At 48.0% G+C, this 12,759-nt stretch carries 12 protein-coding genes and 1 pseudogene; 10 read left to right on the forward strand and 3 right to left on the reverse strand.

Going from position 1 to position 12,759, the window contains the following annotated elements:
- The 4 genes and pseudogenes from L2082_RS01780 to L2082_RS01795 form a co-directional block, all read left to right on the forward strand.
- Nucleotides 1–222 (forward strand): annotated as a pseudogene (locus tag L2082_RS01780) (IS66 family transposase); the annotation flags it as partial.
- Between the two features lie 87 nt (nt 223–309).
- Entirely contained in the window at nt 310–1,803 is a 1,494-nt protein-coding gene (gene cooS / locus L2082_RS01785; protein ID WP_446011409.1) for an anaerobic carbon-monoxide dehydrogenase catalytic subunit, read from the forward strand.
- Nucleotides 1,772–2,311, forward strand: coding sequence for a 4Fe-4S dicluster domain-containing protein (locus tag L2082_RS01790; RefSeq protein WP_446011394.1), 540 nt, complete (start codon nt 1,772–1,774; stop codon nt 2,309–2,311). The genes cooS and L2082_RS01790 overlap by 32 nt, the downstream gene beginning before the upstream one ends.
- A gap of 2 nt (nt 2,312–2,313) precedes the next feature.
- A complete protein-coding gene (locus L2082_RS01795; protein WP_446010923.1) occupies nt 2,314–3,528 on the forward strand; it encodes an NAD(P)/FAD-dependent oxidoreductase in 1,215 nt (404 codons plus the stop codon).
- A 91-nt stretch (nt 3,529–3,619) separates the two neighbouring features.
- Here the strand turns inward: L2082_RS01795 and L2082_RS01800 are convergent, their stop codons facing one another.
- Nucleotides 3,620–3,982: a hypothetical protein gene (locus L2082_RS01800; RefSeq protein ID WP_446010922.1), complete on the reverse strand. Its 363-nt coding sequence runs from the start codon at nt 3,980–3,982 to the stop codon at nt 3,620–3,622.
- Nucleotides 3,983–4,424: 442 nt separating this feature from the next.
- Between L2082_RS01800 and L2082_RS01805 the strand changes: the two genes are divergently transcribed.
- The 6 genes from L2082_RS01805 to L2082_RS01830 all read left to right on the forward strand — a co-directional run bounded on the left by L2082_RS01805 (nt 4,425) and on the right by L2082_RS01830 (nt 11,657).
- On the forward strand, nt 4,425–4,604 hold the full coding sequence (locus tag L2082_RS01805) for a rubredoxin (RefSeq protein ID WP_446008374.1): 180 nt from the start codon (nt 4,425–4,427) through the stop codon (nt 4,602–4,604).
- A gap of 388 nt (nt 4,605–4,992) precedes the next feature.
- A complete protein-coding gene (locus L2082_RS01810; RefSeq protein WP_446008375.1) occupies nt 4,993–5,919 on the forward strand; it encodes an ABC transporter ATP-binding protein in 927 nt (308 codons plus the stop codon).
- Nucleotides 5,916–8,834 carry a Gldg family protein gene (locus L2082_RS01815; protein ID WP_446008376.1) on the forward strand — a complete coding sequence of 973 codons (2,919 nt, stop codon included), beginning with the start codon at nt 5,916–5,918 and terminating at the stop codon, nt 8,832–8,834. The genes L2082_RS01810 and L2082_RS01815 overlap by 4 nt, the downstream gene beginning before the upstream one ends.
- The gene (locus L2082_RS01820) at nt 8,831–10,105 is read left to right on the forward strand and encodes a DUF4340 domain-containing protein (RefSeq protein ID WP_446008377.1); all 1,275 of its coding nucleotides are present in this window, start codon (nt 8,831–8,833) and stop codon (nt 10,103–10,105) included. The genes L2082_RS01815 and L2082_RS01820 overlap by 4 nt, the downstream gene beginning before the upstream one ends.
- Nucleotides 10,106–10,355: 250 nt before the next feature.
- Complete coding sequence (locus L2082_RS01825; protein ID WP_446008378.1) at nt 10,356–10,826, forward strand: hypothetical protein; 471 nt, start codon at nt 10,356–10,358, stop codon at nt 10,824–10,826.
- A 96-nt stretch (nt 10,827–10,922) separates the two neighbouring features.
- Entirely contained in the window at nt 10,923–11,657 is a 735-nt protein-coding gene (locus L2082_RS01830) for an endonuclease/exonuclease/phosphatase family protein (RefSeq protein ID WP_446008379.1), read from the forward strand.
- Nucleotides 11,658–11,761: 104 nt separating this feature from the next.
- Here L2082_RS01830 and L2082_RS01835 read toward each other — a convergent pair whose 3' ends face one another.
- Nucleotides 11,762–12,148: a type II toxin-antitoxin system VapC family toxin gene (locus L2082_RS01835; protein ID WP_446008380.1), complete on the reverse strand. Its 387-nt coding sequence runs from the start codon at nt 12,146–12,148 to the stop codon at nt 11,762–11,764.
- Between the two features lie 12 nt (nt 12,149–12,160).
- A complete protein-coding gene (locus L2082_RS01840; RefSeq protein WP_446008381.1) occupies nt 12,161–12,406 on the reverse strand; it encodes a type II toxin-antitoxin system Phd/YefM family antitoxin in 246 nt (81 codons plus the stop codon).
- Nucleotides 12,407–12,759 lie beyond the last annotated feature (353 nt).

Consider the following 12,759-nt stretch of genomic DNA (forward strand, 5'->3'; position numbering starts at 1 on the left):
CTGACCAATAATGAGGCGGAGCAAGCACTACGTCATTGGGTTATTGCGCGCAAATTAAGCCACGGTACCCGTAATGGCCAAGGCAGTCATGTGTTCGCCATACTTGCGAGCGTGATTGATACGTGTAAGAAGCGCAACGCCTGTCCGTGGAAATATCTCGCTGAGGTTATCACGGCTCGGCGCCAGGGGCTGGATGTGCCTCCTCTGCCTCTTGCTGCGTAAAAAAAATGAGAGGGGTCTGAACGGTTACAGCTCAAAGCCGTTGCTACCCGTTGCGGTATTGCTGTTGAAGACCGATCAATCACTAATATTGCCCAGGAGCTCGCAGACAAGGCCCTGGCAGAATTCAGCGATACAGGAGAGCCCCTGACCTGGGCCGCAACCACGGTCACCGCAGGTCGGATTGAAGCCTGCAACAAACTGGGCATTGTTCCTACCAGCATTGACAGCACCATTGCCGAGGTTATGCATCGGACCACCTATGGCGTGGATGCTGACCCGGTCAACATCCTCTTGGGTGCCCTGAAATGTGCAGTGGCTGATTACACGGCCTGTCATCTGGCAACTGATCTTTCTGACATCCTCTTTGGTACCCCGCAGCCAGTGATCAGCAAGGCCAATCTGGGTGTTATTAAAGAAGATGCTGTTAATATTGCCCTGCATGGTCATAATCCCCTGCTCAGTGATATTATTGCCCAGGTTGCGTCTGAACCTGAATTGATTGCTGCGGCAAAAGAAGCAGGTGCTCCCCAGGGCCTTAATGTGGTCGGTATTTGCTGCACTGGCAATGAAGTCCTGATGCGACACGGTATTCCTTTGGCAACCAGTTCGGTTTCCCAGGAAGTGGTCATCATGACCGGTGCATTGGATGCTCTGGTGGTGGATTACCAATGCATCATGCCGGCTGTGGCCAGCGTTGCAGAGTGTTTTCATACCAAGGTCATCACCACCATGCCCATTGCCAAGATGCCTGGTGCCGAACACATGGCCTTTAGCGATGAAAATGCGGTGGAATGCGCCAAGGCCATTGTTCAGCAGGCTATTGAACGCTTCAAGTCCCGCAACCCGGACAAGGTCTGTATCCCCCAGGAATCTTCCACTGCCATAGCAGGTTTTTCAGCAGAAGCGATTATTGGTGCCTTATCCAAGGTTAATGCCGAGGATCCGCTCAAGCCGCTGATTGACAATATCGTTGCTGGCAATATTCGGGGCATCTGTCTCTTTGCCGGCTGCAATACAGTCAAAGTACCCCAGGACCATAACTACGTGGAAATGATCAAAAGGCTGCTGGCGGAAAACGTCCTGATTCTGTCCACAGGCTGCGCTTCCTCCACCTATGCCCGCCACGGCTTCATGACCTCAGAAGCAACAACCAAATATGCCGGGGAAGGTCTGGCTGCTGTACTGACGGCTATTGGTGAGGCTGCCGGGTTAGAGGCTCCGCTGCCTCCGGTCCTTCACATGGGTTCCTGTGTGGATAATCCCAGGGCTGTGGATGTTGCAACAGCTGTGGCCAATAAACTGGGTGTGGATACAAGCCAATTGCCAGTGGTTGCCTCTGCACCGGAACCTGTCACAGAAAAGGCCGTGGCCATTGGCACCTGGGCCGTGGTTGGCGGACTCCCCACCCATCTTGGAATAGCTCCCCCGGTTTTGGGCAGTACGCTGGTAACAGAGACCCTGACCGCTACAATAAAAGACCTGCTCGGCGGTTATTTCCTTGTTGAACCGGACCCGGACAAGGCTGCTACAGCCCTGTTAGCAGTGATTGATGAACGTCGGGCCGATCTGGGCCTGTCATAAGGAGGCGGTCATGGAAGTTATTTATGTACAAGCTGATAAATGTCTGGGCTGCAAGACCTGTGAGATAGAATGCAGAATCGCCCATGCTGAGGAAAACCATGCTGAGAAAAAAACATTGCTTGCCGCAATAAGCCAGGTACGACCTCCAAAAAGGAGGCTGTTTGTGGAGCAGGGAGAAATAGGCAAGACCCCGGTGATCTGTCGTCATTGCGAAGAGGCTCCCTGCATTGTTGACTGCATCAGCGGCAGTATCTATCGGGATGAACAAGGTTTTGTCCGCCGCAAAAAAGAACGCTGCATGGGCTGCTGGTCCTGTATCATGGCCTGCCCCTTTGGCGTGGTTGTCCGGGATGCTGAAGCCCATATCGCGGTAAAATGCGATCATTGTCCAGACCTGGAGACTCCGGCCTGTGTGGCTGGTTGCCCGACCAGGGCCTTGCAGCTGGTTGATGTGGACAGCCTGCCTTTGGAACGACGCAAAGAACTTCTGCTCAAAAAAGGGGGCTGAGTATGCGGTACGTTATTGTTGGTGGCTCTATTGCCGCCACCACAGCTCTCAACGTGATCCGGGCCAACAGACCTGATGCTGAAATACAGGTGGTTGCTGATGAAGCAATGCCTTTTTATTACCGGGCCCTGATTCCCTTTCTCCTGGATAACAGCCGCATTGTGGATGACATCCTGTTTACAGAGCAGCCCACAAATGATGAACGAGTGCATTTTCATCATGATCAATGTATTGGTGTGGATCCTGGAAAAAAAATGATTGGCCTGGCATCAGGCACGACCTGTTCCTATGACAAGCTCTTGCTGGCAGCAGGCAGCTCCTCCCGGATCCCTGATATCCCTGGGGTTGCCAGCCAAGGGGTTTTTACCCTGCGTAATATGGATGAGGCCCTCAAGGTACGGGAGGCCCTGCAAGGATGCAGGAATGCCGTGGTCATTGGTGGGGCCTTGGCAGGTGTCAAAATGGCTGAGGCCCTCAAACGCACAGGTGTACATCTCACTGTGGTGGAGCAACGCTCCCATATCCTGCCCTTTATAGCAGACACCGAAACAGCCCGCCGTATGAGTAATAAGCTCTGTGAGCAAGGGATGGAAATTCACAGCAATGATTCAGCCAAGGAAATCCTTGCTACAGATGGTCAAGCCACAGGGGTTCGGCTTGCTTCTGGAAAGACCATTTCAGCAGACCTGATCCTGTTAATGGCAGGGGTGCGGCCCAATGTGGAATTTCTTGCAGACTCCGGCATTGATATTGATCAGGCTGTGCTGACTGACCGGGAAATGCAGACATCCGTCGTGGATGTTTATGCTGCCGGTGATATGGTCCAAATCCATGATGCGGTTATTGGCAAGGATGTGGTCAGTGCCCTGTGGGGAAATGCTGTCCATATGGGGCGAACAGCAGGCTTTAACATGAGCGGGATTAAGGCACTTGTACCGCCACTCCTTTCCTCGTTCAACAGCACTGAAATTGGCGGCTTGCCCATTATCTCTGCTGGCCTGCTCCATACTGATTCTTCCCACTATGCTGTGTATACAGAGGCCCAGGGAGAGAATTACCGCAAACTGATCTTTGATCAGGATCGTCTTGTGGGTATGATTTTTCTTGGTGATGTAAGCAGGGCTGGTGTGTACACCAACCTGATTCGCAACCGCATTTCCCTGGGAGAGCGGAAGGATGCATTGGTTCGGGAGATTATGTCTGCTCTTTATTACTAACCAAAAAATAAGGGCGATCATACAGATCGCCCCTCAAGCATGCATGGTATCTACTCTACCATAGATAAAAAAATTCTTTCCACCTGACCTCTCAGTTATTCTTTACAATCACTTCATTGTTGATATCATAATAAATATCAACTTTCATTGTACTGGTTCCATCATAATTCGGAATAACTTGTGTTGACTGGTAGAAAATCTTTGCTGTAGGACAGGCCTGAGCGCCGCCAGAGGCAAGGATGGGCCGACAATGTCTTGGACCAGATTGTCCGTTCACTTCAAAAATTACCGGATGTTTGACCCCAGAGTCAACACCGTATTTTTCTCTCGCCTCATCCAGGGTTAATCCTTCAACATTAACAATATGTTCTGTATACACCGCTGTAAAAGAATTTGTTGCCCACCCCAGACTTGCTGCCAGCAATACCATCAATATAAGATTCTTTTTTTTCATTTACTCCTCCTTTGTACTGATAATAATTATCTTATAAGATATTTTTTATCACTCACCAAAAACGAAGTCAAAAAAAAAATGACGCTTACATCAAAAAATTATATTTTAATAATAATATCTCCAATACAATAGTATTTCCACCTCAGCCAGAATCATCTCAATATCTCGTTATTACAACAAATAAATACAAATTTGTTTGCTTACTGCGAATCATCCTCCAACTCTATACTTTCAAAAACCAACTCCTCTCCAGATAAACAATTTTTCGAGAAAAGAAATAAATCCTTTAAACCAGAAGGATTAAACAAATTATTTATATATTCAAATTTTATCATTGACCAACTATATATATTTTGATTACTTAATTATTAAATGATAATTATTACTGTAAAGAGACAGAGATAATACGTAGGGTACTGTCGTAATTAGAAGGAGGGGGAATATGGATACTTATAAATGCTCAATTTGTGGGTACAGCTATACAACAGATGTTGGTGATAAAGAAAATGGTATTCCTGAGGGGACACAATGGAATGAACTTCCTGAAAATTGGTCATGCCCTGTTTGTAACTTGGGGAAGAGAGAGTTTTACAGGGAAATGAAATGTGAAAGGTGTGTTTAAGCTTTTCTTTTCAGCTTGTATCCTAGACCACATCCAACAATGATAACAGTTCTGCTGGGGCAGGTCCCCGTGCCTGCCCTGGTTTGTTTTCGCTGCCATGCTTGGCATTGCCGGTGATGACAATACTTTCACACAAAAAATACCTCTGCCCCTTGACTTTTCCACCATTGTTTTTATTGTTTTACTCTGTTGTTTTCCTTGCTGGAAACTCTGTAAAAGCAGAGAGATGTCCCGGCATCGGTTGAGCGAGCGCAGGCGGTCTTCTTGTACCGCCCACTCCCTCCCCGACCTTCACGAGCCATATTCCCCTGTTTTCTCATTTATTCCGGCAAAAAACGTTCTTGTTCGTTGAGTACTTTTTTTCAATCAAGTACATGGAGTTGTACACATGATCAAAGTTGAACATCTCACCAGAAAGTATAGAGACTTTACAGCGGTCGATAATGTCTCGTTCGAGATCGGCCAAGGCGAAATCGTTGGGCTACTCGGTCATAATGGTGCAGGCAAGACCACCATCATGAAGATGATGACCGGGTATCTTGAACCGACAGCGGGAAATATCCTTATTGATGAGCTGGATATTGGCAAGCAACGTCGGAAGATCCAGAATAAAATAGGCTATCTCCCGGAAAACTGTCCAGTTTACCCGGAAATGACCGTACTTGATTATCTGGAGTACAGCGCAGCCTTGCACGGGATTAGCCAGCAGGATCGGCCAGCCCTGATCCGAGAGGCTGTGGCCCGAACAGCTCTGGAGGCAAAGGCGACTAAGCAGCTCTCCACCCTTTCCCGAGGGTATCGACAGCGTACCGGTGTGGCCCAGGCTATTTTGCATAAGCCGGATATCCTGATTCTGGATGAGCCAACCAATGGACTTGATCCAACTCAGATCCAGCATATGCGTACCTTGATAGCAGAGCTGGCCAAGACAGCTACTGTCATCATATCCACCCATATCCTCCAGGAAGTACAGGCTATTTGTGATCGGGTGCTTATTATCAAAGATGGTGCTCTGGCACTGGATGCTCAGGTGGATGGTTTGCAACACAGTTCAAAATTACTTATCAGCACGGATGGAGCAAGAGATGCTGCTCTGGAACTCTTTCAATCCTTTGAACAGGTTACCTCTGTAACAGCTGGCAGGGATCAACATTTTGAGCTGGAATTGCATGCAGATACTGATGGACAGGCAACAGCAGCAGCCCTTGCCAAAGGGATTCATGAACAGGATTGGCAGCTTTTTGCCCTGCATTTTGAATCCCGCAATCTGGAAACCGTGTTTGCCGAGATCAGCGAACGAGGAGGTGCAGCATGAGCACATTATTACGCATAGCCCGCAAGGAATTTAGTGCCTTTTTCAGCTCGCCTGTGGCCTTTATTTTTCTTGGCACCTTTCTTGCGATAAGCCTGTTTATTTTCTTTTGGGTGGAAACCTTTTTCTCCCGCAACATCACAGAAATCAGGGCCTTGTTCGAGTGGATGCCCATTCTGCTCATCTTTCTGGTGGCAGCTATTACCATGCGGATGTGGGCAGAAGAGCATCGGGCCGGAACCCTGGAGTTTCTCCTGACTTCACCAGTGCGCCCCATCACTTTAGTCCTGGGAAAATTCCTGGCCTGCCTGGCCCTAATCGGTCTGGCCTTGCTCATGACCCTGCCTCTTGCTGTGACGGTGAGTTTTCTTGGCCCGCTGGACTGGGGACCAGTGCTGGGCGGCTATCTGGCCTCGCTCTTTCTGGCAGCAGCCTATATTTCCATTGGTCTTTTTGTCAGCGTCAAGTCAGAAAACCAGATTGTCAGCCTGATCACCACCTCTTTGATCTGCGGTCTGCTCTATCTGATCGGTTCTGATACCTTGTCTGCTTTTCTTGGCAACCAAGGAGCTGAAATTCTCCAGCTGCTGGGAACAGGCTCTAGGTTTGATTCCATTACCAGAGGGGTGATAGACCTCCGCGATCTTTATTATTACGTTGGCATTATGGGGGTTTTTCTCTGCCTGAATATCTACGGGTTAGAGAAGATCCGCTGGGCAGGTAATCCGGTGAACAGCAACCATCGGGCCTGGCAGATCGCCTGTGGACTGCTGATCGCTAATTTCCTGGTTGCCAACTTCTGGCTTGCCCCCATGGGCGAACTGCGTTCCGACATGACTGAGGGGGATATTTATTCCATTTCCGATGCAACCAAAAGCTATCTGGGACAGATTCAGGAACCTCTGCTGATTCGCGGCTATTTTTCCGCTCAGACTCATCCTCTGCTGGCTCCGCTGGTGCCCCGGCTCCGCGATCTGCTGGAAGAATACGCCATTGCTGGTAAGGATAAGGTGCGGGTGGAGTTTATTGACCCGGCAGATAATCCTGAACTGGAACAGGAGGCTGGCCAGAAATACGGCATCCGGCCTGTTCCCTTTCAGACCTCCAGTAAATATCAGGCATCGGTCACCAATTCCTATTTTGATATCCTGATCCGTTATGGTGATCAATATGAAACCCTGGGTTTCCGGGATCTCATTGAAATCAAGAGCCAAAACGAACAAGACCTGGATGTGGAACTGCGTAACCCGGAATATGATATTACCCGTGCTATCAAGAAAGTCCTGTACAGTTACCAGGCAGGTGGTGACCTGTTCAGCTCTATCCAAAAACCTGTGGAGCTGACCGCTTATTTTTCTGCGGATGAACGCTTACCTGAAGAATTGGTTCAGCTCAAGGCTGCATTACTGGAGTTAACCCAGGAGCTGGAAACAGAGAGTAATGATCGTTTTACAGCACACATTGTTGATCCGGAGGCAGACGGTGGTGCTGTTGCTGACCAGATCAGCCAGGAATATGGTTTTCGCCCTATGGCAGCCAGCCTGTTTGATCAAAATACCTTTTGGTTCTACATGATGTTGCACAGTGGCGACCAGCATATTGAGGTGCCTCTGCCAGAGGATTTTGAAAAGGAAAGCCTGAAGCGATCCATCAATGCAGGTTTAAAACGTTTTGCCACTGGCTTTACCAAAAATATCGCCCTGAGTGTTCCTGAATCCACCCCGCCCATGCCCCAGTACGGGATTCCTGGAGGTGGCGGTCCCAAGTTCACTGCCCTGCGTGAGCTGCTTTCCCAGGAGCATACGGTCATAGATGCAGACCTGTCCAAGGGCCAGGTCTCAGGCGAGGCTGATATCCTGATGGTCGCTGCTCCTCAAGAGCTTGATGAGAAGGAACTCTTTGCTGTGGACCAATTTTTGATGCAAGGAGGAACCGTGATTCTGGCCGCCTCTCCGTATGCCATTGATATGCAACGGCAGTTGTCCATGAGCGAGAAAAAAACCGGCCTGAAAGATTGGCTTGAACATAATGGTGTGGTCATTGAACAACAGACGGTTCTTGATCCGCAAAACACGCCCTTCCCTGTCCCTGTTCAGCGCAATCTGGGTGGTTTCACTATCCAGGAAACCCAGCTGGTCAATTATCCCTATTTTGTTGATATCCGGGCAGATGGCATGAATGAGGACAGTGGTATCACCTCTGGTCTGCAACAGATCACCATGAACTGGCCTTCACCGATCACCATTGATCCAGAGAAGAACAAAGACCGCAAGGTGATTCGTCTGCTGGAAAGCTCTGAGGAAAGCTGGCTCTCTTCTTCCACCAATATTCAGCCCGATTTTCAGACCTATGAAGAACTTGGTTTTGCCGTTGAAGGTGAACAGGAGCAGCATCTCCTGGCAGCAGTGATTGAGGGTGGTTTCACCTCCTATTTCACGGGTAAGCCTTCTCCTCTGCTGCAAAAAGAAGAACAAACCGAGGAGGAAACTCCACCAATGCCTGGACAGCCAGAAGAAGAAGAAAAAGAGGAGCAGGTCATTGCCCGTCAACTGGATAAATCTCCGGACACAGCCCGGATCATCCTGTTTGCCTCAAACAGCTTTCTCAGCGATACCGTACTGAGTATCAGCTCCAGCGTGAATCGGACCAGTTATCTTGGCCCGATCCAGCTCATCGCCAATACAGTGGACTGGTCTCTGGAGGACAGAGGACTGCTCTCTATTCGGGGCAGAAGCCATTTTTCCCGGCCTTTTGACCCGATCAGCAAGAACGAGCAGCTTTTCTGGGAGTATCTCAATTACGCTTTTGTCCTGCTCGGCCTGGCAATTATCTGGCTGATCAGGCTTCGTATTCGCAAACAGGCAGAGGAACAACAACTGGCCTTGCTCCAGCCTGAAACCGGGAGGGTATCATCATGATAAGAGCAATAATATTTGCAGCCGCAGCCCTGCTCCTGCTCCAGATCGGGCTGACTGTGGCTGTGCATCAACAAGAGGCAAGCAATCTGGAATCCACATCACCGGACTCGGCGTTTCTTTCTTTTGCACCTGACAGCATCACCTCAGTTGTGATCAAGGGAGCAGAGCAGAAAGAATTGGTTCTGCAAAAGAACGACAAGGGTTGGATCATGCCTAATGCTTTTTCTGCGCCAGCAAGTCAACATCAGGTGGAAAACCTGCTCCAAAAGCTTGCTGATGCCCGCCAGGGGTTAGCAGTGGCAACCAGCAAAGGAGCTGCCAAACGCTTTAAAACTGCTGAGGATAATTTTGAGCGGCATGTAATCCTGAAAAAGGGCGATGCTGTTGCTGGAGATTTTTATCTTGGTACCTCAGCTGGCATGCGCAATAGCCATGCCCGTAAGACAGACCAGAAGGCTGTGGTCAGTATCCCGGTGGGCAGCCATGAGGTTGATGTAGATGCAGACAGCTGGCTGGATCGCACCTTGGCTGATCTGGATAAGGATGAACTCAAGTCCGTTGTTCTGGACGATATTTTCCTGACCAGGAAAGCCAAAAAAGATGAAGACAAGGAAGAAGATAAGAAAGAAATCTGGGTACTGGAAGGCGCGAGCACAGAGGACATCAATCAGGATGCCGTGGATTCCCTGTTGAATAAGATCACTGCCATCTCTGTCCAGTCTGTGCTTGATCCTGTGAAATCAGCTGAACTTCTCAAAAAGGAACCAGCTATACAATTCACAGTGACCCGCCAGGATGACAGTACTGTGAGCTATGCCTTTGCCAAGAACGATGAAGATGATTATTTTGTCCTCAAGATGTCGGATAATGACCTGTATTTCAAGGTTGGTAAATGGCTGGTGGAAGACCTGACCCAGGCCAAGCAGAAAAAGCTGCTGAATGGGTATGAGGAAGAGAAGGAACCTGCCACACCGCCTGTAGTGCAGGAAGCTCCGCAGGTAGAGATGCCAGAGCAGGAGGCTGTGGAACAAGCTGTTCTTCCTGAACTGCCGCCTGAAGATGAGGAAGAAGCTGAAGAAGCAACTTTACCTGTTGTGCAGGAGGAGGTGGAAGTGAATGAATCTTCAGAAGCTGTTCAGAATACAGAGGATACTACTGTCCAGGAATCGCCTGAAGCCTTGGATTCGGATGATTCAGCAGCGCAACGATCTTCTTCTGTTATGAATGATGCTGTGGAGCAAGAGGAGCCTGAAGAGGCTCCTGCTGAATAGCTTGCTTTTTGGCTTATAAGCTGTTTTAAGGCATCTCTCGATTATCGGGAGGTGCCTTTTTTATAGGACAGGCCGATGTTGCCTCATACATCTTAACCTTGTATAGTCAAGGTGACTATAATATAATCAGTCATTGCTTTATCCATATCATTGTATTCAAATTCAAATCTTCAACTATACCGACAGGTAGCACAACGTACTCACAATATTCTTCTATAGGTTCAAAATGCATAAAAGAAGAGGTCAAGACATGATGAAGAAAAAACAACTTTCTTTAATGATTGTAATGTTCATATGCAGTTTAAGTGCAAGAGCTGAAGCGGGCGTTGAATCCTTATCATCAGAGCTTCGAGTATTGCTTGTCAAAGAAATGGTAGCGTTGCAAAATGGTATGCAGTCTATTTTTCCTTCTTACGTTTCAGGCGATTTTGAGCAAGTTTCTGTAACTGCCAAGAAGATTAAAAATAGCTTTATCCTTAAGCAGCAAATCACGGATGCACAGAAAAAAGAGCTTGGTTCTAAACTGCCTAACTCTTTCATGAGCATGGACAAAAAGTTTCACAAATATGCCGGAAAGCTTGAGCACGCTGCTGAAATACAATCTGCAGAACTCATTGGCTTTTATTATTCAAAACTCACTGAATCATGTGTAGCATGCCATATGAAATATGCAAAACATAGATTCCCGAATTTTAATACAAAATCGCAATCTGATGAATAACATCACTGAAAAAAAGGACAGTTCAAAAACAGATAACAGCAGTGCTGGCCGGTAAACGGTGTTCGAAACGCCAAAGGATTTATTCAAGGGGGAACATTGCGTTTTTTACTCTATAATATCCGTTATGGAACCGGAAGCGGAACCCGATTTCATTTTCCGGTTCCCTATGCGGGATATTTAAAACGCTCAATAGAGAACTATCGTCAAATCACCGAATTCATCACCAGGCTGTCTCCTGATATCGTCGGGCTGGTGGAGGTGGATTCTGGTTCTTTTCGGACGGGAAATTGTTGCCAGGCCGATTCCTTGGCCCGTAGCCTGGGATATGATCATATTATTGAATCTAAATACCATTCCGGCTCCCTTCCCCGACGATTCCCTCTTCTTGCCAAGCAGGGAAATGCCCTCCTGAGTAAGGAAAAAATCCTTACTCATCAGTTTCATTTTTTCAGAAAGGGTGTCAAACGACTTGTCATTGAGGCCAGGACAGCAAATCTGACCATTTTTCTTATCCACCTTTCTCTGACCTATTACAACAGACAAAGTCAGCTTCATCAGCTCTACAAGCTGGTAAAAAAAACGCAAGGCCCTATCATCGTTGCCGGAGATTTCAATATCTTCTGGGGTGCTCAGGAGCTTGATCTCTTTCTTGCTGCGACCGGTCTCCAGAATGCCAATGACCAAGGTTTCCCCTCTCACCCCAGTCACTCCCCAAAACGTCAGCTGGATTTTATCCTGTACAGCAACGAGTTGACAGTAAAAAAATTCTTTATCCCTGATATCATCCTGTCCGATCATGCTCCTTTGGTTTGTGATTTCAACTCCATATAATGTCGGGCTTATCCGACAAACAGTTCAGATCATGGCTCGCTTAGCTTCGCCTGGTAGGTTGGGGTGAGACACGAACCCCAACGTTTACTGTGACGTTACTGATCTTACCAGATCACTTTAATGCCGTGATATTGAGGAATCATCCGATCTGGGGTAATGATCGGCATCCTGTGTTCCAATGCAGTGGCAATGATAATCCTGTCACAGGGATCTTTATAAATAAAAGGCAGGGATGCTGATCTCATGGCGACAGCCGAATTAACCGGTATTTCTTCTATTGCATAGCCTTCAATCGCCTTGCAATACCATTCCTCGGCAGTCAAGGGCAGGACAAGCTTTCCGAGTCGGTGTTTCAGAACAATCTCAAAGGAAGATATCGTTGAGATAAAGAGTTCGTCAGCCTGCGCTGTAAGTTTTTTTATAACCCTGTCAGGAATATCTTCCCGGCGACCTGCAAGCATCAGTAAGGCGCATGTGTCCAAAAGGAGCATTTATTCATCTCCTCAAAGCGTGTAATCTGGAAAAAATTCCTCTGGAAGCGGGGCCTCGACAGGCTCTTTGAAGACAACCCCTGTAAGCTCGGGGATGACCGGGAGCTTTCCCGGCGATGCCTTTCCCGATTTTGGCTTGACAAGTTCCGCCATCACTTTGCCATTTCTGCATATTTTTATAATCTCGTGCTTTTCAGCAACAAGGGTCAGCAGCTTTGACAGGTTTGTCTTAGCTTCATGTGTGTTGACAATGATCATATCAGACTCCTTATTTAAACTAAGTTTAGTTCAGTCCTTTTTTGTAACGGTACTACAGCCTGAGATATGTGTCAAGCGAAAGGAGAGGATAAAAAATGGGAAAATAGCGGACATAGCCCGACTACGGAAGGAGTGGAGAAAAACCTGGCTCACCGGGATAATAACCCGATGGAACAGGACAAAAAGCCCCTGCATCGGGCAGAAATGGTCTTGGAGCAGGCGAAAGCCATCCTGAAGCGGTATAAAACGACGCTGCAGGCGGAGAAAGTGGTTCTGCAGTATATTTTTGAGATTTTTATCCGACCCAGAACTGGTTTTGCCTGTTCGCAACTGGAAAGCACCGCTCCCGTCCG

The organism is Candidatus Electrothrix sp. (genome assembly GCF_052785085.1).